18 protein-coding genes are annotated in these 20,067 nt (G+C 62.2%); 9 read left to right on the plus strand and 9 right to left on the minus strand.

The genetic code is table 11. The features are described 5' to 3' along the window. The 7 genes from LMTR13_RS10430 to LMTR13_RS10460 all read right to left on the minus strand — a co-directional run bounded on the left by LMTR13_RS10430 (position 1) and on the right by LMTR13_RS10460 (position 6,850). Complete coding sequence (locus LMTR13_RS10430; RefSeq protein WP_065727794.1) at positions 1 to 522, minus strand: TRAP transporter small permease; 522 nt, start codon at positions 520 to 522, stop codon at positions 1 to 3. Between the two features lie 94 nt (positions 523 to 616). Continuing rightward, on the minus strand, positions 617 to 1,618 hold the full coding sequence (locus LMTR13_RS10435) for a TRAP transporter substrate-binding protein (RefSeq protein ID WP_065727795.1): 1,002 nt from the start codon (positions 1,616 to 1,618) through the stop codon (positions 617 to 619). A gap of 45 nt (positions 1,619 to 1,663) precedes the next feature. After that, the gene (locus tag LMTR13_RS10440; RefSeq protein ID WP_065727796.1) at positions 1,664 to 2,407 is read right to left on the minus strand and encodes a GntR family transcriptional regulator; all 744 of its coding nucleotides are present in this window, start codon (positions 2,405 to 2,407) and stop codon (positions 1,664 to 1,666) included. 125 nt (positions 2,408 to 2,532) lie between these two features. Continuing rightward, positions 2,533 to 3,240, minus strand: coding sequence for a molybdate ABC transporter substrate-binding protein (locus tag LMTR13_RS10445; RefSeq protein WP_065727797.1), 708 nt, complete (start codon positions 3,238 to 3,240; stop codon positions 2,533 to 2,535). Further along, the gene (locus LMTR13_RS10450; RefSeq protein ID WP_065727798.1) at positions 3,240 to 5,378 is read right to left on the minus strand and encodes a xanthine dehydrogenase family protein molybdopterin-binding subunit; all 2,139 of its coding nucleotides are present in this window, start codon (positions 5,376 to 5,378) and stop codon (positions 3,240 to 3,242) included. Before LMTR13_RS10450 ends, LMTR13_RS10445 begins: the two co-directional genes overlap by 1 nt. Next, positions 5,375 to 5,845 carry a (2Fe-2S)-binding protein gene (locus tag LMTR13_RS10455; protein WP_065727799.1) on the minus strand — a complete coding sequence of 157 codons (471 nt, stop codon included), beginning with the start codon at positions 5,843 to 5,845 and terminating at the stop codon, positions 5,375 to 5,377. Before LMTR13_RS10455 ends, LMTR13_RS10450 begins: the two co-directional genes overlap by 4 nt. Positions 5,846 to 5,872: 27 nt before the next feature. Continuing rightward, positions 5,873 to 6,850: a Bug family tripartite tricarboxylate transporter substrate binding protein gene (locus LMTR13_RS10460; protein ID WP_065727800.1), complete on the minus strand. Its 978-nt coding sequence runs from the start codon at positions 6,848 to 6,850 to the stop codon at positions 5,873 to 5,875. Between the two features lie 148 nt (positions 6,851 to 6,998). Between LMTR13_RS10460 and LMTR13_RS10465 the strand changes: the two genes are divergently transcribed. From LMTR13_RS10465 to LMTR13_RS10480, 4 genes are read left to right on the plus strand one after another with little or no spacing between them, the layout of a single operon-like run. Beyond that, positions 6,999 to 8,087: a hypothetical protein gene (locus LMTR13_RS10465; protein WP_065727801.1), complete on the plus strand. Its 1,089-nt coding sequence runs from the start codon at positions 6,999 to 7,001 to the stop codon at positions 8,085 to 8,087. Positions 8,088 to 8,109: 22 nt separating this feature from the next. Further along, on the plus strand, positions 8,110 to 10,884 hold the full coding sequence (locus LMTR13_RS10470) for a xanthine dehydrogenase family protein molybdopterin-binding subunit (RefSeq protein WP_065727802.1): 2,775 nt from the start codon (positions 8,110 to 8,112) through the stop codon (positions 10,882 to 10,884). Further along, entirely contained in the window at positions 10,881 to 11,405 is a 525-nt protein-coding gene (locus LMTR13_RS10475; protein WP_065727803.1) for a (2Fe-2S)-binding protein, read from the plus strand. Before LMTR13_RS10470 ends, LMTR13_RS10475 begins: the two co-directional genes overlap by 4 nt. A 19-nt stretch (positions 11,406 to 11,424) precedes the next feature. After that, a complete protein-coding gene (locus tag LMTR13_RS10480) occupies positions 11,425 to 12,045 on the plus strand; it encodes an Isoquinoline 1-oxidoreductase subunit (protein ID WP_065727804.1) in 621 nt (206 codons plus the stop codon). Between the two features lie 296 nt (positions 12,046 to 12,341). Here LMTR13_RS10480 and LMTR13_RS42340 read toward each other — a convergent pair whose 3' ends face one another. Next, a complete protein-coding gene (locus LMTR13_RS42340) occupies positions 12,342 to 12,548 on the minus strand; it encodes a hypothetical protein (RefSeq protein ID WP_236843340.1) in 207 nt (68 codons plus the stop codon). A 31-nt stretch (positions 12,549 to 12,579) separates the two neighbouring features. Here LMTR13_RS42340 and LMTR13_RS43085 point away from each other — a divergent pair, with 31 nt between their 5' ends. The 4 genes from LMTR13_RS43085 (at position 12,580) to LMTR13_RS10500 (ending at position 16,159) form a co-directional block, all read left to right on the plus strand. Beyond that, entirely contained in the window at positions 12,580 to 12,960 is a 381-nt protein-coding gene (locus tag LMTR13_RS43085) for an SDR family NAD(P)-dependent oxidoreductase (protein WP_250637232.1), read from the plus strand. Next, positions 12,866 to 13,201 carry an SDR family oxidoreductase gene (locus LMTR13_RS43090; protein ID WP_250637233.1) on the plus strand — a complete coding sequence of 112 codons (336 nt, stop codon included), beginning with the start codon at positions 12,866 to 12,868 and terminating at the stop codon, positions 13,199 to 13,201. The genes LMTR13_RS43085 and LMTR13_RS43090 overlap by 95 nt, the downstream gene beginning before the upstream one ends. Next, positions 13,198 to 15,306, plus strand: coding sequence for a molybdopterin oxidoreductase family protein (locus tag LMTR13_RS10495; RefSeq protein WP_065727806.1), 2,109 nt, complete (start codon positions 13,198 to 13,200; stop codon positions 15,304 to 15,306). Before LMTR13_RS43090 ends, LMTR13_RS10495 begins: the two co-directional genes overlap by 4 nt. Before the next feature lie 70 nt (positions 15,307 to 15,376). Beyond that, positions 15,377 to 16,159, plus strand: a complete 783-nt coding sequence (locus LMTR13_RS10500; RefSeq protein ID WP_065727807.1) for an enoyl-CoA hydratase/isomerase family protein — start codon at positions 15,377 to 15,379, stop codon at positions 16,157 to 16,159. Positions 16,160 to 16,201: 42 nt separating this feature from the next. Here LMTR13_RS10500 and LMTR13_RS10505 read toward each other — a convergent pair whose 3' ends face one another. Further along, positions 16,202 to 17,302 carry a hypothetical protein gene (locus LMTR13_RS10505; protein WP_156795546.1) on the minus strand — a complete coding sequence of 367 codons (1,101 nt, stop codon included), beginning with the start codon at positions 17,300 to 17,302 and terminating at the stop codon, positions 16,202 to 16,204. 1,544 nt (positions 17,303 to 18,846) lie between these two features. On the opposite strand from LMTR13_RS10505, the gene LMTR13_RS10510 reads away from it, so the two are divergent. Beyond that, a complete protein-coding gene (locus LMTR13_RS10510) occupies positions 18,847 to 19,893 on the plus strand; it encodes a DUF7146 domain-containing protein (protein ID WP_065727809.1) in 1,047 nt (348 codons plus the stop codon). Positions 19,894 to 20,067 lie beyond the last annotated feature (174 nt).

Genomic DNA, 20,067 nt, shown 5'->3' on the forward strand with positions numbered 1-20,067 from the left:
TCACTCGACCGGTACGTGGGCGTCAGCGCCATCCCGCGGCGGCGGGCCAATTGTTAGACGTTCGATGACGAACAGGAGCATCATGGCGCCGCTGACCACGATCGGAAGATAGGTGATCCCGACCGAGAGCCATGGAAACTCATCCACCGAATTATCCCAGGTGGTTCGAACGAGCCGCAGGCCCCAAATGACCATGAAGATTGCAATCACGCCCATCAATATTTCGCTGAGGAATAGGGAGGCGCGGCGCAGCAGTGGCGGCAGCAGATTGGTACCAACGGTCATGTTCATGTGGATGCGCTGGCGATAGCAGTTGGCCGAGCCGATGAAGGTGATGCCGACGGTGAGCAGCACGGCCGTCGGCTCGGGCCATGATGAAGCGCTGTTGAGAACGTAGCGGGTGTAGACGGCCCACGGGATCACCGCCGAGACCAGCACGAGCGCCACGCACGCGACCACGGCGCCGGTCCAGTAAACCGCATCGTTCAGACGCCGGAAAATTCCGGCCGCAGAATTGGACATTTTGACCTCGGAGAGTAGCGGCGTCCCAAATCGCCTCTAGCTCGGAGGGGGCCGCAACGGACGCCGTCCGGCCAGCCTCCGCTCGCGAGCGTGCCTATTGGACCGCTTCGATTCGCTTAACCATCGCGGCGTACTTCGCGCCGTACTTATTCCAGACCGGCTTGACCGCATCCTGGAACGGCTTCTTGTCGACGTCGGTGATGATCTCGGTGCCGGCCGCTTTCATTTTTTCGATTGCGGCATTCTCCGCTTCATACCAGAGCACGCGCTGTTCTTGCTGCGCTTCCTTCGAAAGTTTCTTCATCAAGGCCTGATCTTCCGGCGACAGCTTCTGCCAGGAGATGCGCGAGAAGACCAGGAGTTCCGGAATGATCAGGTGCTCGGTCATCGTGAAATACTTGGCCACCTGATAATGGTTCTGCGCTATGAACGACGGCGGATTGTTCTCCGCGCCGTCGACTACGCCTGTCTGCATCGAGCTGAACACCTGATCGAAGCCCAGCGCGACGCCGTTGCCGCCGAGCGCATTCATGGTGTCGACGAAGAGCGGATTGCCCATCATGCGGACCTTGAGGCCCTTGAGGTCGGCAATGGTCCGGATCGGCCGCTTGTTGTTGTAGACGTTGCGCGAGCCGGCGTTCATCCAGCACAGCGCGATCAGGCCGGTCTTTTCGTTCGCGGAAATCTTCGCCAGCAATTCGTCGCCAATCTCGCCGTCGATGACCTTCTCCATATGTTTGGAGTTACGGAAGACGAACGGCATGTTGAAGACGTTGACGTCGTCCACGACGGGGCCGACTGCGCCGACCGAAATACGGGCGATCTGCAGCGCGCCGAGTTGGGCCTGCTCGATCATTTCCTTTTCGCCGCCAAGCTGCATGGACGGGAACATCTGGATCGTCAGCCTGCCATTGGTGGCGGTTTCCAGCTTCTTACCCATTCGGACGACGGCTTCGACCGTCGGATAGCCCAACGGATGCACGTCCGATGCTTTCAGCACCATTTTGGCTTGGGCAGATGCCGATGACAGCGGCGTCGCGGCCGCCATGGTGGCCCCGAGCCCTGCGCTCAACTTGATGAAGTCGCGGCGTTTCATGTTGTCCCTCCTGACGTTTGTTATCGTTTGTGGACTTTCCAGACTCTACGGTCGCTCGTCGAAGTACTCCGGATTGATATGTTGAGTAGCCGAGATGTTCTCGAGAAGGTTTTCGAGGTGGATTTCCATTGCCCGCCTTGCGCCCTCCGAGTCATGTGCCTCGATGGCGGTCAGGACGGCCTCGTGTTCGACTATGACCTTTGCGATCCGCCCGCGTTGGGGCAGGGTCAGGCGTCGATAGCGATCGACGTGAACCTTCACTTGCTGGATATATTTCCAGATACCAGGATAGCCGGCGACATCGGCCACTGCAGCATGAAACATTTCATCGGCCTGATGGAACGTGTCGCTGTCTCCTGCGGCGCTCGCCTCGCGCTGACGTTCCAGGATCGACTGCAATGCCAGTATCTGGCTCGATGTGGCGCGTTCCGCGGCGAGCCGCGCGGTGGTTTCCTCCAACGCCTTGCGGATGATGATGGCCTCGGGGAGTGCTGCCACCGGAATGCGCGAAACGAAGATGCCGGACTGGGGATAGATCTCCAGCAGGCCTTCATCCGATAGCTTGAGGATGGCCTCGCGCACGGGAGTGCGGCTTACCCCGTAGGAGAGCGCGATCTGCGCCTCAGAGACCGCTTCGCCGGGGCGGCGCTGCAGCGATACCAGTTCGGCCCGAAGATCGGAATAGATCCTGGACGCTGCCGTCGCCGCGCGCGGCCTGCCGCTGCGGCGCGTGCCGGCGGCAATTCGGCGAACCTTTGCATCCGTCTTCTTCGATGCGCGAGCGGGCATGGCTGCTTTCTCGATTGATATATTAGTATATGAATTGGCATTGACAACTAAAAACTGTGCAGCGCCGGTTTGGCGCTGCGTACGGCTGCACAGGATCACCCAGAGATTGGACCGGTGAGGAGCGGCTAATTGGGGCCGCCGAGGAAGCCGGCGCGTGTCCGCTGTTCGTGTTGGTCCACACCGATCAACAGCTCGATCAGATGCTCGGCTTGTTGCGGATGGGCGGCGGCGATGGCGATGCCTGCCGTGTACATCGTTGCAAGCTCGCAGCCCGCTGGCAGCGAGCCGGACAAGGTTACGCCTTTGGTGCTGATGATCTCGGTCGATTGCGTGCACCCGATCGGCCGCCGTGCCTTGGACGCCGCCAGTTCGCGCATCGCTGTCGCGCCATTCGGGAAAATCCTGAGCCGGGCGGCGACCTCATCGGCGATACCGAGTTGCTGAAGCACATTTGCAACGTGAATTCCGGCTGTCGAAGCTTGGGTGTCCGGCACGAAGATCGCATCGGAGGCCAGCAAAACCTCGCGCAAGCCGGCGGCATCCTTGGCGACAGCCTGGGGATCGCCGGCGCGAACGGCGAGGGTAGTTTCGACCAGGCCGACATCGGCTATCGAGGCGGCAACAACCAGCTTCTCCCGCGCCAGTTTGGCGAGGAGTGCTGCGGTCAGGATAACGATGTCAGCCGGCGTGCCCTTGCGCAATTTGTCGGCCATGACGCCGACCGCGCCAAACTCGCCCGCGATATCGAGTCCAGTGCGGGCCTTGAAAGCAGGCGCCAGGCTTCCGACCAGGCCCTGTGCCGCGCCGCCGCTCAGGATGTTCAGGTTGCTCATCAGCTCAATTCCATCGCTGCGATGATCCTGTCACGCGTGATGGGCAAATCACGCACCCGCACGCCGAGCGCGTCGAACACCGCGTTGGCAATGGCCGCTGTAACCGGGCCGTGGGCAGCCTCGCCGGCGCCGACTGGATCCATATCAGGCCGCTGGATGATCTCCACCTCGACATCGGGCACTTCACTGAAGCGCAGGATGGGATATTCCGTCCAGCTCGTGCTGGTGATGCGCTCTCGGTCAAAGCGCATGCGCTCTTTCAATACCCAGCTCGTCGCTTGAATGGCGCCGCCCTCGATCTGGTTGATGACGCCGTCAGGATTGATCGCTTCGCCGACATCGACCGCCAGCGTCAGCTTCCTGACGCTGATCTCCTCGGCGCTCTCGATCTCGGCGATCGCAGCGCAATAGGCGCCGGTGTTCTTGTAGCGGCCAAAGCCTACACCGTGCCCAATGCCGGGCTGCTTGTCGGGCTTCCACCTCGCGCGCGTGGCCGCGGCGCGTATGACGTCCTTGGCCCGATCATCCCGCAAGTGGCGCAGCCGGAACGCGACCGCATCCTCGCCACGCTCGGTTGCGATTTCATCGAGGATGGATTCAATTGCAAACACATTGCCCTGCCCACCAAGCGTCCGCAGTGCGGAGGTCCGGATCGGCATTGTTGTCAGGCGGTGGCTTTCGATGTGCCAGGATGGAAAATCATAGAGCGGGATCGAGTTGCGATCGCCACCCCCGCCGTTGGCCTGCGGCGGATTGGTCGCGACCATGCGTGGAAATGGTTTCTCCAGTTCGAATGCTGCCAGCAAGGCGGGCTGCGCCGCGCGCCCCGGCCGCGCCGCATGCCCGTTGCTCCAGATTGAATGTCGCCAGTCGACAATTTCACCCCGCGCATCAAGATCCGCTTCAATCTCGATTGCCATGGCCGCCCCAAAGGGGGCGTCCGACATCTCGCCCTGGCGCGACCATTGGACCCGGACCGGCCGGCGGCCGGCTGATTTGGCGAGCAGTACGGCATCGAGCGCGACGTCGTCGGCGGCGTTGTGGCCGTAGCAGCCCGCGCCTTCCAGATGCTCAACGGTGATGTTCTCGACCGGCAGCTTGAGAACCAGCGCCAGATCGGCGCGCAGGAGATAGACGCCCTGGCTGTGCGTCCAGACATGAACGCGATCGCCGTCCCACTGCGCCATGGCACAGGAGGGTGCGATCGAGGCGTGCGCAATATAGGGGCGGGTATACTGCCGCCGGATGGTCCGCGCCACCGCGCCGGGTGCTGCGGCAGTTTTCTTGCCGATAACGGTGGATTCGGACGGTTGCGCTTTGAGAAAATTTGCCAGGTCGTTTTCGTCCGGCAGCGGCTCGCCGGCGGACCAGATCGCGCTCTTGCGCAACGCATTGAGGGCCGTTTCCGCACCATGCTCGGTTTCGGCGACGACCCCTGCAAAACTGCCGTGGCGCACGATGGCAACGAGACCGGCCACCGCACGGGCGCCATCCTCGTTCAATACCCTAAGCTTCGCTCGGGCACGCTCCGGACGCAGCACACGCCCGTGCAGCATTCCTGCCAACGCGCGGTCGTGGATGAATCGCGGCCGACCAAGAACCTTATCCGGAATGTCGATCCGCTGGACCGAATGGCCGGCCAGCGTCCGGCTAGTTGCGATCTTGGGCGTTACGCCCGGCGTGGCGTCGCGATCGAGCGAGACCTCATCGGCGAGCTCCCAGTAGCTGGTCCTGACATTGCCGGGGCCGGAAATCGTACCGTCTTCGATGTGGAGGGCGTCGATACCGACACCCAATCGTTCGGCGGCCTGCTGAAGAAAGATCTGCCGGACCTCGGCACAGGCGTGACGCAGTGCGCGGCCGGATTGCTGGATGGAAAGGCTGCCCGAGGTGACGCCCTCGTTGGGGCTGACGGCGGTCGATGCGCGGATCATCGTCACGCGAGATAGATCGACGTCGAGTTCGTCGGCGGCGATCTGCGCCAGCGCCGTCACGATGCCCTGTCCGATCTCCACCTTTCCGGGCGAGATCGCTACCTGTCCGGTGCTTGAGAATTTCAGCCACGACGAGAGTTTCGGGTTCGCTGCAAGGCTTGCCGGCAATGCGGGCGGGGAAGGAGCGGGCGCCGGCCGGTTCATCCTGCCGCCATTTCTTCCGCCGCGCGCAGCACCGCCCGCACCATGCGATTATGCGACCCGCAGCGGCAGAGGTTGCGATCGAGCGCTTCCTTCACCTCGCGGCTTGTCGGCGATGGATTTCGCTTCAGCAGCGCCGCCGCGCTCATCAGGATGCCGGAGACGCAATAGCCGCATTGCAGCGCCTGCTCAGCGATGAAGGCGCGCTGCACCGGGTGTGGCCGCTCGCTCGTTCCCAGGCCTTCGATGGTTGTGACATCCTTATCCGCCACCGACCAGAGCGGCGTATCGCAGGCTGACACCGCCCGATCGCCGATAATGACGTTGCAGGCGCCACACTCGCCGGCGCCGCAGCCGAAATGCGGCCCGGTCACGCCGAGCTGCCCGCGCAGAATATCCAGCAGTGAGCGGTCGGGATCGGCGTCAATTTCCAGCTCGAAGCCATTGAGGCGAAATCGAACGCTTGGCATCGAGGGCAGGCCTTCTCTGGTGGTATCTTATTGCGGCGGCTTGTCGAACTTCTTGACCACCTCCGCCCATTTCACGATATCGCCGCGGAGGAATTTGTCGAATTCGGCTGCAGTCATTGACATAGGGACGACGCCCTGCCGCATCCATAGTTTTACGATGTCAGGTCGCTTCACAATGTCGTTCACGGCCGCATTGAGTTTGTCGATGATCGGCTTTGGCGTACCCCCCGGCGCCATCAAGCCGAGCCAGATCGTGGCCTCATAGCCAGGAATGCCGGCCTCGATCGCCGTCGGCGCGTTGGGCAGCACGGTCGAGCGCGCCTTGCCGGTCGTAGCCAACGCGCGCACCTGATTTTCGGCGACGTTAGGGGCCATCGCCGGCACCGCGTCGATCATCATCTGAACCTGGCCGCCAATCACGCCGCTGCGCGCTTCGCCGCTGTTGCGATAGGGCACATGGACAAGGTCGATGCCGGCCATGGCTTTGAACAGCTCGCCGGCCATGTGGTAGGGCGTGCCCTGGCCGGAGGAAGCGTAGTTCAGTTTGCCGGGCTGCGATTTGGCGAGCGCGATGAATTCCTGCAGCGTCTTCGCCTGCACGGAAGGGTGAACCACGATCACGAGGTCGGAATAGTTGACCGGCGCGATCGGGGCGAGATCGCGCATCAGTTCGTATTTGCGCTGCGGCACCAGCGATTCATTCGCCGTTTGAGTGTTCGACATCATCAGCAACGTATAGCCGTCGGGCGGCGACTTGACGGCTTCCTGCGTGCCGATCACGCCGCCGGCGCCGGTGCGGTTCTCGATCACGAAGGGCTGGCCAAAGCTTTCCTGCAGGATGCTGCCGATCTGCCGGGCGGTGACGTCGGCAGGCCCACCGGCGCCGAAGGGAACGATGACCTTCACCGGCCGCGAGGGATAGTCCTGCGCCAGACCGGGCGTAGCCAGAAGCGGCGGCGCCGCAACAATTGCTGTCAGCACGAGCGCCGTTCTCAAGCGCATCATATCGACCTCCCAACTTGGTCTTCTTTGCAACGGTCCGTTTACCGGCCTTGTGCCAAGTCTAGCTATCCGTGCACCGACCGCTAGTCCCCAGAATCAGATATTCGTCGGCGCTCGGCCCATACAATTTCAGGGTGACAAGGAACGCGACATGAGAATTGGCCCCGGTCTGGCCGTTGCTGCAATCATGTTTTCGGGCGGAAGCGTCGCCAGTGCCCAGACCCTTCCGGCCTATATGGCGCCGATTGCGGGCAAAGCCGCCGCTACGCCCTCTGAGATCGCGACCAAGGATATGCTGGCGCTCAACACCGGCATGTTCGAACTCTACGGCGATGCAGCAAAGATTTTCCAGAAGAACATTCTGAGCAAGCATCCAGTGATCCTCGGCCTGTTCTCGGGCGCGGGTGGTCGGATGATCCTTTACCGTCCGGGTATGGCGCCGATCGACGCGCCGCAAGTGCCTGTCGTATATCAATTGCTCAAGTCAGTCAGCCATAGCACGATGGCGCTGGTGCAGGTCGTCGGCCCCTATGTCGATAACCTCGACAACAAGTCCTGGCGTGGCGCGATGCTGGCCTATCGCAGCCGCATGCAATCGGCGCTGGACGGTCTCGATGCGACGCCGATGGAGCCGGGCTGGCGCGACAACAACCGCACCATCCTGCAGAACAATCTGGCCTTCATGGACGAATGTATCGCCAAGGGCGTCATTACTTTCAGCACGCTCGAGGCCTTCGGCAAGAAGCAGGCGCCGTACTTGGCCAAGAACGTCGCTTGGGCGGCCCAGACGCAGGTCGCGCACTGGATGACAGTGCTGGCCGAGTGGAAGGCGCAGCTCGGCGCCGACTGGGACAAGACCTATGCCGCAAGCAACACGATCTATGTCGCACGCCAGAACAACGTGCTGTTCAGCGTGCTGGTGCAATTCTTCGGTCCCGACGCCATCAATAGCCGCCTGCTGTTGATCGAGACGATTTCCTTCACGACCACGCCGGCCGACATGCTGGAGTCGCTCACCCGCATCATCGCCGACCGCTCAGTCGGGGCGTTGTTCTTCGGCAATTACCATTTGATGGATTACGAGCTGATGGGCGGCGATGCACGCGCCGCCATCATCGCCGAGACTGGCAAGCGCGGCATGACGCCGTTCCTGCCGCCCGCTGTTCCCTTCGGCTCGAAGCAATGGCCGACATTGGTTACGCCGGGGCAGGGACCCGCGACCATCGCCGATCTGAAGTAGTTCAAGCAAAAAGGCTGAGAGCATGCGACCCTCGCGGCGCGAGTTTCTGAATTGGGTGTCGGCGAGCGGCATCGCACTCAGCCTGTCGCGTCTGGGAGTGGCGGAAGCCGCCGGCTTGCCGCCGCGCACGTCGCTTCCGGGTCGCACGAACTGGAATCCGGCGGCCAATGGCGCGGGCCGGATCGACGGCGTTGCCAAAGTTACCGGCGCGAAGCTGTACGCTTCCGATTTTCGGGCTGCGGACCTTCCGGGTTGGCCAGCGACCACGTCGCATGCGATGCTCATCCGCACTTCGGATGCCACGCACGTCTACACCGGAATGGATCTCTCGCGGCTCAGCGGTTCGCTCAAGCCATCGGTGGTGGTGACCGCCGCCGATCTCGAAAGGATCGGCACGCGCGTTCCCGAATTCTACAAAGGCGACCTGTTCTGCCCAGTCGGCAAGACACCGCTCTATCTGGGACAGCCGGTCGGGCTGTTGATCTTCGAAACCTTCGATGCGTTCGATCAGGCGCGCCTCGCCTTGCGCGACGGTACTTTTGTGCGGTTCGGCGAGGAGACCGGCCCCGTCGCGATGCCGGCCTACGGCGCCTATCGGTTTACGCGCGTAGCCGGCGCAACGCCGGAGGCACCCGACGTCTATTCGCCGGTCCAGGCGGGCTGGGTCAGCCCGGGACGCTCACAGAACTCGCCGCTTCCGATTTGGTCGCCGGCCGCCAGAGACACCGAAGCTTCGTATGCCAAGGCAGCGGTCCATGGCGAAAAGATCCGTGACGAGCTTGCCGCCAAAAATCCAAAGCTGCTGGTGCTGGACCGCGAGTTCGAGACGCAGTCGGTCGATCCGATGTTTCTCGAGCCGGAATCCGGTCTCGCGTGGTACGACAGGAAGAGCGGCAGCCTCGAACTGGTGCTTGGCGTGCAGTCGCCCTACGAGGCGGCGGACTCGATCGCGCATCTGCTCGGCAACGCGCGCGCACCGTTCAAGCCGGCGCGGATCAACACCCAGTTCACCTATGTCGGTGGCGGGTTCGGCGGACGCGATCACACGCCGTTCGTGCTGTACGTCGCGCTGGCGGCGATGTTCTTCCCTGGCCGTCCGGTCCGGCTGGCGCATGATCGCTACCAGCAGTTTCAGGGCGGCATCAAGCGCCACGCCTTCAAGATGCGGTCGCGGATCGGCGTCGAGCGCTCGACCGGCAAGATCCAGGCCTTCGCCGCGGACCACGTCCTCGACGGCGGGGGCCTCGCGAATTTTTCACCCAACGTGGCTACCGTCGGCGCGACCGCCGCGATCGGCATCTATGATGTGCCGAAAGTCGACGTGACTACGGTCGCGCTGCATTCGCGCGGCGTGACCGCGGGCTCGATGCGCGGCTACGGCACGCTGCAGACCATGACGGCGCTGGAAGTGCTGGTCGACGAGGTGGCGACCGCCTTGCCTCTCGACCCCATTGAATTCCGACGGCGCAATGCGCTCGCGCCCAAGGGCCGGACCATGACCGGCAATCCCTACAACGTTTCGGTCCGCACGCCGGAAATTCTCGACAAGCTCGAGAAGCATCCGATCTGGCAGCAGCGCGCGCGGCACAAATCGGCCGCGCCACAGGGGATGCTCGTCGGCACCGGCGTTGCGTGTGTGACCAAGGATTACGGCTCAGGGGCCGATTGCTCGTTGGGGCGTGTCGAGCTTACTGCCGACGGCAAAATCACGATCTATTGCGACCACGTCGAGATGGGCAACGGCATCGGCACGGCGCTTGCGAACCGCGTCGCCACCCATCTCGGCGCAATTTCCGATGAAGTGTCGGTGGCGCGGGTCGATAGCTATGATGCGCTGGGGCTGGTCACATCAGGCGATCCCTACACCATGGACCAGAAGACGCAGGACGCCGCGGAGAGAAATCCGCGCTGGGTGCCGGCCATCAGTTCGGCGACCAGCGCGTCGATCGGTGCACATGTCGGCACCCAATCGGCTGCCGAGGCAGCGCGCGTCATCTTCCGTTTCGGTCTGTGGCCGGCCGCGCTGGACATCTGGCGTCTTTCGCCGAACGATTCTCGTGCCAAGGATTGGGCGAAAGCGCAGTGGAAGGACGGGCAACTCGTCATGCCCGGTCTTGCGCCGTTGCCGCTATCGGCACTGGCCGCGAAAGCGCATGCGCGGAATTTCGTCACTGGCGCGGTGGCGCACAGCTTCTCCCGCTGGGAATGGTCGCGTGCCCGCTTTCCCCTTTTTGGCGAACAATACCGCGCCGAGATCGATGCCCTGGCGCTGCGCAGGGGCAACGGCAAGTTCGAGCGCATCAACCGGGTCGGTGTCAAATTTCCGCCGACCGCCAACAACCGGATCGGTACCACCTATACCTCGATGTGCGGTACGCTGGTCCGTGTCGAGATCGAGCGTGCCACCAGTGCGCTGCGCATCGCAAAGGCCTACAGCGTGTTCGAATGCGGCAAGGCACTGGTGCCCGAGGTGGTGATGGGGCAGGCGCAGGGCGGTTTTGCGATGGGCGTCGGCTATGCCTTGCTCGAGACTTTGCCGCCCCTCGAAGGCGGTCCTGGCAACGGCCGGTGGAATCTAGGGCAGTATCTTGTCGCGCGCGGATCGGATCTGCCGCTGCATAACCTCGAAATCGAGATGCTGCCGCCGCTGACACCGGACGAGCCGCCAAAGGGCATGGCGGAAGTCGTCATGATTCCGGTGGTGCCTGCGATCCTGAATGCGATCTTCGACGCCACCGGCCGCCGCTTCCAATCCCTGCCGGTAACGACAAGCCTGCTCAAGGGAGTTCTGGCGTGACCAAATTGAACCTGACGATCAACGGCCGCGCGTATGGACCGGTTGACGTCCGCGACGAGCTTTCGATGAACGATTTTCTGCGCGAGTATCTCGGCATGACCGGCACCAAGTTCGGCTGCGGTGCCGCGCAGTGCCTGAGTTGCGCTGTGATCGTCGATGATCCCGATGGCACGAGTTACACCAGCCCGACCTGTGTCGCCTCGGCAGTAAGCTTTGACGGCAAGACCATCCGTACGGTCGAAGGACATGCCAAGGACGGCGAACTCTCGGCGCTGCAGAAGGCGTTCATCGCGCACTTCGCCTTCCAGTGCGGCTACTGCACCGCGGGCTTCCTCAATGAGGGACAGGTCTTGCTGGAGCGTCTGGCCAAGGCTCCTGTGAAACGCGCCGAGCTGGAGACGACCATAGCCGAGGCGCTCGATGGTCACATCTGCCGCTGCACCGGCTACATCAAGTATCACGAGGCCGTACGCGACGTGATCCTGGCGGATTCCAAACGCTATCTCGCAGCGAACCAGTGACCGGCCGGGAGAACGCGACATGAAATCCGAACTGCGGTTTCAGCTTGCAGCCGCCGTGGTCGCGGTCGCGACGAGCATGTTCGCGGGCTATGCCGTTTCCCAAACCGCGCCGCCGCACACGCTTGCAAGCCCGGAAAGCTTCGCCTCAATTACCGATCCCAACGTGCGGTCGGCGGCGATGTTTACCGAGCTGGGTAAAGTGCTCACTCATCCGCGTTGCACCAATTGCCATCCCGCAACCGATCGGCCGCGGCAAGGTGACGAGGGTCGGTTGCATCAGCCGCCGGTGACGCGCGGTCCGGATGGCCACGGCCTTGCTGCGATGCGCTGCTCGATTTGCCACAAGCATGCGAACTTCGAACCCGCCCGCATGCCGGGCCATCCGGAATGGCACCTCGCGCCGCGCGAAATGGCGTGGGAAGGCAAGACGATTGCCGAAATCTGCGCGCAACTCAAAGACCCCGCACGCAACGGCGGGCGCAAGCTCGAGGAACTCATCCATCATATCGGCGAAGACACGCTGGTTGGTTGGGCTTGGGCCCCGGGCGGAGGCCGCAGCCCCGTGCCGGGCACGCAGAAGCAGGCCGGTGCGCTGGTCGATGCCTGGGTGAAAACCGGCGCTGCCTGTCCCGGGCAGTAACACTTGGGCGTAGCTCCGCGCTGTCAACGAGGGACAGCGGGCCATCCATAGGAATAATGCACGGGCTCAGGGGTGCCAAACTTCGCCAACAAGCGCGGGGAACGAAAACATGAGACGCCCGGGGATTTCACGCCGCCATGTGCTGGCCGGCACCGGTGCCGCAGGCGCAGCATTTTCCACGCGCGTCATGGCTGCTGCGCCGCCGCCGGAAGCGGTCATACCCGCGCTGATCGAAGCGGCGAAGAAGAAAGGCGAGGTCATCTACGACACCTCGACCGACTTGCCGGTCGGAGAAGCTAGCCAAGGCGTTCGAGGCGAAACATCCGCGCATTGCGGTGCGTGTCGAGCGCACCGGCGCAGGTCGCAATATCGGCCGCGCGATCGCACAGACGCTGGCGGGGGGGGGGTGTGCATCTATCGTCGTGAACGCGCGCGGTAATCGCGCCGAGGCGGACGCCGTCGCGCGCGAGATCGAGGCCGGCCGCCGGCAGCAAGGCCCTCATTCATATCGGCGACGTTGCCGACACCGGTGAGGTGCAGGCGATGGCGGATGCCGCCATGCAGCAATTCGGCTGTATCGATATCCTCGTCAACAACGCCGCGTTGCGCCGCGAAAAGCCATTCGCCGAGATGGACTATGCAGCGTGGCGCGAAATCCTCGATGTGACCCTCGATGGCGCGTTCCACTGCGTGAAGGCCTGTCTGCCCGCGCTGCGGAAATCCGCCGCGGGAACCATCGTCAATATCGGCGGCCTCAGCGCACACACAGGGGCGAAAAATCGTGCGCAATGTGGTGACGGCGAAGGCGGGCATCATCGGTTTGACCCGCGCGCTGGCGCACGACCTCGCTGCCGACGGCATCACCGTGAACTGCGTGGTTCCCGGCCTGATCGGCACGCCCCGGCCGAAAGATAAGCCGGAGCCGGCGCATCACTTGACCCATCAGACCATCACCGGCAATCGGGGACTGCCGGAAGACGTCGCCGCAACCGTGCGGCTCCTGTGCGGACCCGGCGCTCGCTACGTCAGGCGATCCACGCCAATGGCGGCGCCTATTTGGGCGGCTGATGCATGGCTAAAGGCCGTTTTTGCAGACGTACTGCCGGAAAAAGCCCCTCGGCGACCGCGGCGTTTGATGTTACCTAGAAACGCATGAACCAGCATGCCAAGGTCGACATCCGCCACTCCACCTGTCCGCACGATTGCCCGTCAGCCTGTGCGCTCGACATCGAAGTGATCGACGATCGCTCGATCGGCCGGGTCCGCGGCTCCAAGCAGCAGACCTATACGGCGGGCGTGGTCTGCGCCAAGGTCGCGCGCTACGCCGAGCGCATTCACCATCCCGACCGGCTGCTCTACCCGATGCGCCGCACCGGACCGAAAGGCTCCGGCCAGTTTGCGCGGATTTCCTGGGATGAAGCGCTGGACGAAATCGCTGCGCGCTTCGATCAGGCAGAACGCGAATTCGGCGCTGAATCGGTCTGGCCCTATTACTATGCCGGCACCATGGGGCTCGTCATGCGCGACGGCATCAATCGCCTGGCGCATGTAAAAAAATATTCGCGCTACTACTCGACGATCTGCGCCAACATCGCGCGCGTCGGCTTCGCCATCGGCACCGGCAAAATCGCCGGCGTCGATCCGCGCGAGATGGGCGTCTCCGATCTCGTCGTGATCTGGGGCACCAATCCGGTGAACACCCAGGTCAACGTCATGACCCATGCCTCGCGCGCCCGCAAGGAGCGTGGTGCCAAGATTGCGGCGATCGACGTCTACAACAACGACACCATGAAGCAGGCGGATATCAAGATCCTGCTGCGACCGGGGACCGACGGCGCGTTCGCCTGCGGCGTCATGCACGTGCTGTTCCGCGAGGGCTACGCGGATCGCGCTTATATGGATCGTTATACCGACTGCCCGGACGAACTGGAGACGCATCTGGCGACACGCACGCCGGAATGGGCTTCGAAGATCTCGGGCGTCCCGGTCGAAGAGATCGAGGCTTTCGCGCGGCTGGTCGGCCAGACCAAGCGTACGTTCTTTCGCCTCGGCTATGGCTTCACCCGCAGCCGCAACGGTGCAACGCAGATGCATGCGGCGTTGTGTATCCCGGCGGTGACCGGTGCATGGCAGTATGAAGGCGGCGGCGCATTCTTCAACAATGCTTCGATGTGGCAGTTCAACGAATCCATCATCGAGGGCCACGATGCGATCGACCCTACGACACGCTGGCTCGACCAGTCCCAGATCGGGCGCATCCTGACCGGCGATTCCGAAGCCTTGAAAGGCGGTCCACCGGTCAAGGCAATGCTGATCCAGAACACCAATCCGGTGACGGTTGCCCCCGAACAGGCGCTGGTGCGCCAGGGTTTTGCGCGCGAGGACCTGTTCGTCGCGGTGCACGAGCAGTTCATGACCGAGACGGCTGCGGTGGCCGACATCGTGCTCCCCGCCACCATGTTCATGGAACATGACGATCTCTATTACGGCGGCGGCCACCAGCATATTTCGGTGGGCGCGAAGCTGATCGATTCGCCCGGCGAGTGCCGTTCGAACCACGAAGTACTGCAAGGCCTCGGTCGCCGCCTCAATGCCGTGCATCCCGGATTTGAGATGACGCCGCGCGAACTGATCGATGCGACGCTGAAGAAGAGCGGCCACGGCGATATCGAGACGCTGGAGGCTGATCTGTGGCGCGATATTCAGCCGGATTTTCGTACCTCCCACTACCTCGACGGTTTCGCGCACCTGGACAAGAAGTTCCACTTCAAGGCCGACTGGGCGAATCCTCCATGGGGTAAGCCCGGACTCGGTCCATGGGAGCAGATGCCGTCGCTGCCGGATCACTGGACGGTCATCGAGGAGGCGGATGAGGCGCATCCGTTCCGGCTCGCCACCAGTCCGTCGCGCAGCTTCCTCAATACCAGCTTCAACGAAACGCCATCGTCGATCGCGCGCGAGGGCAGTCCGACCGTCATGATCCATCCCGAGGATGCGGCGTCGCTCGGGATTGCCGACGGCGATGCTGTCACGCTCGGCAACATGCGCGGCGAAACGACATTGACCGCGCGGCTATTCCACGGCCTGCGCCGCGGCGTGCTGATCGCGGAATCCATTCATCCCAACAAGGCCCATATCGGCGGCCGCGGCATCAACATGCTAACCGGTGCCGAAATCGTCGCTCCGGTCGGCGGCGCCGCGTTTCATGACAACAAGGTCTGGGTGAAAAAGGTGATGTCAGCCAGTGGGCGCAAGAGTTAGATCGCTCTTGCAGTTTACCGTCATCCTGCCGCAAATGCTTGTCAGCATTTGACCAAGAGGCGAGTGGGACATGACTGACACGAACAGCGTGATACGCGAGAAGCGCGGGCAGGCGCTCTGGATTACCATCAACCGGCCGGACAAGCGCAACGCCATCAATGCCGACGTGGTCGCCGGCATCGCCCGCGGCTATCGTGACGCGCATGACGACAAGGACGTCCGAGTTATCGTGCTGACGGGAGCGGGCGATAAGGCGTTTTGCGCCGGCGCCGACCTGCAGAACAGCGGCGCCGCCTTTGCGATGGATTATTCGCGACCGAATGTGGATTACGCCGATCTGTTGCGGCTGTCGCAAAATGCCACCAAGCCTGCGGTTGCGCGGGTGGGGGGCGTCTGCATGGCCGGCGGCATGGGCTTGTTATGCATGACGGACATGGCAGTCGCCGCCGATAACGTTATCTTCGGTTTGCCGGAAGTGAAGGTTGGCGTGTTTCCGATGCAGGTGCTGAGCCTGCTGCAGTCGATCGCGCCAAAACGGCTGGTCAGCGAGTGGTCGCTGACCGGTGAGCCGTTTGATGCGCACGCAGCGCAGGCCGCCGGGCTCCTGAACTACGTGGTGCCGGCGGCCGAACTGGACGCCAAGGTCGACTGGCTGATCAACCGCATCGTCGACAAGTCGCCGACCGCGATCCGCCGCGGCAAGTATGCGATGCGCGCGATCGCCTCGATGTCGTTCGAGGAGAGCATCGCCTATACCGAAAGTCAGATTGCGCTGTTGGCGATGACGGAAGACGCCAAGGAAGGCCTCAAGGCTTTTGGGGAGAAGCGCAAGCCTTCCTGGACAGGCAAATAGCTCGCTTGCAGACAACGTGAGCTGCTCCAGATTCGACGCCCATTAAGTGTCATTCCAAGTCGAGATGACGGCAACTTTTGTTCGTTCCTCACGACGCTTCTTGGAGCCCGAGATCAACTGTTTCCGGGTGCGCTTGGCGTAGGTAGGTAACTGGCGTGTTGATCGATGGCGGGATGCCGCGCGTAACTCTGCATCTGTGAGGTCGCTATCGGCACCTTCCGTAAAGCCGCCATGACGGAATGAGGTAAATGAGAGTTCAGTTCGAATTCCAGCCGCGACAACAATCTTTCTTACAACGCGTCGGAGATATCGCAGATCCTTGCGCGCCGTAATCCATGGGAGCGGCGTACGTGACCTGCGATGCTCATGGTCGCGCCGAAACATCAGTCCCGAGACGATCGCTTCCTTGATCGCGTCGAGCTCTGCCATCAATTCGGGGAAAAGAGGCTCACCGGTTTCGTCAAATAGCGGCCACCATGCTTCCTCGCCATTCTTCGGATGAACAATTTTCACGCTATTCGGCCGCTCTTTGGGGCGATAGTGCGAAATTTCAAAGGCGCCGAACACGTGTTCCTCACGCTGCAACCATTCCCAAGTCAGCAGTGCCGCCGTTCCCACTGAGTTATATCCGAGCTTCTTTGCGGACATTCTAAAGGCAACGAGCTCGTCCCAAGTCGCTGTCGGTGTTTCACGCGCAGGCCGACCGGGCGCGTGTGCTTTTAGACCCATCCGAGAGAATGGGTTGATCGCCGGCACTTTCGTTTCTTGGGCCCGCTGGCCAACAAACCAAGCGCGCCGGCAAGCGGTCATAGCTGCATTTGCATAGCGGCGCCGCTCCCGCTTGACGATGTTGCCATGCGCGTCTTCGGCTTCGACGATTAGCAGTTTCGCGTAAATTGCGTCGACGAATGCCTTCGTGAAGTCAGAAATCTGCTTCGAGCCCGCGCGGCTACCATCCTTCAGGATGTGGTTAGCAAAAAGTGCCAATCCTTGCTCGTACAAGCGCTGCGTCTTGTGATCGATCTCTTTCCATTTTTGGTGAGCCCTGAATATGCTGACCAGCCAATCAAAGGTGCCCGGCACAGGAGAAGGTGGAACCATATCGGTCAATCCTCTTGAGCGCCAGCTGTCGAATGCGGGCAACAGAACATTCTTGGTTCGGTCGACGGCGGCTAGGTGTTCCCGCCCTAGTGCTTCAGCTTTGACGTGGCAGCCCTGTTTGCGAGCCCAAGTCGGCGGCTCAAAGAAGTATGCCCATTGACCACTCTTCAATGGTTTTCGTCGGAAGTAGCGAGGAAATGTCATTGCCGTGACAGGTGGCTTCATACTAGAGAGGCCAAATCTCTTGTGGCCGTTCTATCTAGATCGGTAGCTTTGGCTGGTGTCGTGAGATCATCGATAACGGCTTTCGACCATACTGGCTCTCGAGAGCGCCCACTTCCGTGATAGCCGGTTGGCGGTGGTGCCTCCCCACGCGCCACGGCGCGTGCGAGTTCACCTGTGTCGCGGTAATCCAGGTAGGCGGCGGCCATGTCGGCGCGCATCAGTGCAGGCCATGTGCCAATGGGTGGGTAACGCGCAGGAAGGGCAGACCGTGGTGACATGAGCGGTTTGTTTGTGCGTGTGCGTCACGCGAGATGTAGGACTAATGGCAGTGACGAATCCCTTCGATGAGACGCTGCCTTAGGCTAGAAAAACACTGACCGAGATAGTTCAGCTCGCGAATACCCATTTCATGCATACTCTCACCTTCACCTAACTGCAAAATATGGAACGGGAAGGTTTTATAGAAAAGCGGAGCCGAGACCTGATGGGGAAATCGGCTGGCATAGAGTGCAAATTGGTAGGTGATCCCAATCACAGGAGCGTGGTGCAACTCGCAACGGCAAACCTGGAAAGCGAGGTGAGCGCGGAAGATAGCACCGCTTCGGATGGCGAAAGATGATCGCAAGCAAGACTAGTAGATCGTAACGCGAGCGAGCAGTCGCCACCGGCACATTTGCATTGTGGCTATATACCGCTGGTCGAGAGGCATAGGATTCCAGTGGGTTATCAGCACTCAATCCGACAAGTCTGTCGCCGACGTTACATTGAACCGGCGATAATTCCTCCCTTTGTCGGAATTATAGGTCTCGCAGCAGATCGCGGCCACGGTTGGTACACGAGAATGCCGCTCCTGCTTTGCGAGTGGCAGATGATGGCGTGGCGTGCCCCGGCTATGGCATTTGGCGCGTCCGCTAGCCGCGGACCGGGCTCTCGTGCACCGAGCCGCAAGGCGTCTCGGCCATCCGGCTTCGAATCCCTCGCGCAATCATGAGTCGCTCGCCGGAGGCACTCGCCTTCGGAGCCCGCCGTCATTTCACTCCGGCGTCGCTATCACTGCCCCTCGGCGGGTGCCTTCTTAACCGGTCTCGCGACTGCAGTCGGTCCCGCGTCCCGCCGCGGCTTCCGCCGCGCCGGCGCTATGCTGACGCTCCTGCGGCTGCCTCTTTCTCCTGCCTGGCGATTGCTCCTGTTGTGGACGACAAGCTCTTCGGCCCGCCTTAGCCGCGGCGCGCCAGAGAGTGAGAGGAGGACGGCGCAATTCGTGGCGGGTTGGAGGTCGAGAGAGAGGCTCTCGGGCCAGCCGCTACGGAGAGTCCGATATGGCAAGCGCAGTTCAGAGTTCTATCGGGGGGCAGCCTGACATGCCCCACGATGCAGCGGAATTAACACAGTGCCTGGCACGGGAGGCCGAGGCGGTGTGCCGTCGCTATCTTTCCAATGGGCGACGGGTAGGAAACTACTGGCAGGTGGGCGACGTCAGAAACACGGCCGGCCGCTCAATGTTCGTACGTCTGAGAGGCGATGAATCCGGCAAACGCGTCGCCGGCAAATGGACTGATGCCGCCACCGGCGAGCATGGAGATTTACTCGACGTTATCCGCGAAAGCTGCGGCCTCGCCGATTTCCGCCAAGTCGCCGCCGAAGCACGACGATTCCTCAACCTGCCAAGACCTGAGCCAGACTCTAAACGGCAGCCACGTGCTTCAACGCCAACCGGCTCGCACGAGTCGGCACGGCGGCTGTTCGCGATGTCGCGTCCGATCAAAGGAACGATAGCAGAGAAATATCTACATGCCCGCGCCATCACAGTCCTTCCCGGCAGCGGAAGCCTTCGGTTCCACCCGCGGTGCTATTATCGTCCTGTTTCTTCTGAACCAGCCGAGACCTACCCTGCGATGATCGCTGCTGTGACCGATCTCGACGGTCGGATTACTGGCGTGCATCGAACTTACCTCGATCCCGAAGGGTTCGATCGTTCGGCCGGCGGCAAGGCCCCAATCGATACGCCACGCCGCGCAATGGGCCGTCTCCTCGGAAACGCCGTTCGCTTCGGTGTCGCTGACGACGTGATGGCAGCCGGGGAAGGGATCGAAACCATGCTGTCCCTCCGTTGCGTCTTACCTGAGATGCCGATGGCGGCAGCGCTTTCAGCGGCGCACTTGAGAGCCATTCTACTGCCGCCCAAATTGCGCCGCCTTTACATCGTTTGCGACGACGATCTCGCTGGCCGTAGCGCGATGGAGAGCTTGGGTGCACGCGCGCACACTAATGGTATCGAGGCGATCCCGCTGTCACCGCGCTGCGGCGATTTCAACGAGGACCTTCGCAGTTTTGGCGTGGATGCGCTTCGAGCTGCCGTGCGGGTCCAGCTCGCTCCGATGGATGTGGCGCGCTTCATGAAGTCGTGACACCACGCCGGTCGCGGGGAAGGAAATACTAGTCTTCGGCGTCCCTTGAGCCGGATCGCAGGCGTTTCCACGTGTTGTCGAAGAGGGCCGCACCCGGCCTTCTGAGAGGGCGACGCTGCGGCAAGCGGCTCGGCCACGCAATGGCGTTAGCCGGCTATTTTCCGTCGCGCCCGA

The sequence above is a fragment of the Bradyrhizobium icense genome (assembly GCF_001693385.1).
Taxonomy (GTDB): Bacteria; Pseudomonadota; Alphaproteobacteria; order Rhizobiales; family Xanthobacteraceae; genus Bradyrhizobium; species Bradyrhizobium icense.

Bases quoted from the DNA above. Each gene is read 5' to 3' on its own strand.
- LMTR13_RS10465 (WP_065727801.1), top strand. From the start codon at position 6,999: ATGAGAATTGGCCCCGGTCTGGCCGTTGCTGCAATCATGTTTTCGGGC.
- LMTR13_RS42340 (WP_236843340.1), bottom strand. From the start codon at position 12,548: ATGAGGGCCTTGCTGCCGGCGGCCGGCCTCGATCTCGCGCGCGACGGC.
- LMTR13_RS10460 (WP_065727800.1), bottom strand. From the start codon at position 6,850: ATGATGCGCTTGAGAACGGCGCTCGTGCTGACAGCAATTGTTGCGGCG.
- LMTR13_RS10455 (WP_065727799.1), bottom strand. From the start codon at position 5,845: ATGCCAAGCGTTCGATTTCGCCTCAATGGCTTCGAGCTGGAAATTGAC.
- LMTR13_RS10445 (WP_065727797.1), bottom strand. From the start codon at position 3,240: ATGAGCAACCTGAACATCCTGAGCGGCGGCGCGGCACAGGGCCTGGTC.
- LMTR13_RS10495 (WP_065727806.1), top strand. From the start codon at position 13,198: ATGAACCAGCATGCCAAGGTCGACATCCGCCACTCCACCTGTCCGCAC.
- LMTR13_RS10450 (WP_065727798.1), bottom strand. From the start codon at position 5,378: ATGAACCGGCCGGCGCCCGCTCCTTCCCCGCCCGCATTGCCGGCAAGC.
- LMTR13_RS10435 (WP_065727795.1), bottom strand. From the start codon at position 1,618: ATGAAACGCCGCGACTTCATCAAGTTGAGCGCAGGGCTCGGGGCCACC.
- LMTR13_RS10500 (WP_065727807.1), top strand. From the start codon at position 15,377: ATGACTGACACGAACAGCGTGATACGCGAGAAGCGCGGGCAGGCGCTC.
- LMTR13_RS10430 (WP_065727794.1), bottom strand. From the start codon at position 522: ATGTCCAATTCTGCGGCCGGAATTTTCCGGCGTCTGAACGATGCGGTT.
- LMTR13_RS10480 (WP_065727804.1), top strand. From the start codon at position 11,425: ATGAAATCCGAACTGCGGTTTCAGCTTGCAGCCGCCGTGGTCGCGGTC.
- LMTR13_RS10510 (WP_065727809.1), top strand. From the start codon at position 18,847: ATGCCCCACGATGCAGCGGAATTAACACAGTGCCTGGCACGGGAGGCC.
- LMTR13_RS10440 (WP_065727796.1), bottom strand. From the start codon at position 2,407: ATGCCCGCTCGCGCATCGAAGAAGACGGATGCAAAGGTTCGCCGAATT.
- LMTR13_RS10470 (WP_065727802.1), top strand. From the start codon at position 8,110: ATGCGACCCTCGCGGCGCGAGTTTCTGAATTGGGTGTCGGCGAGCGGC.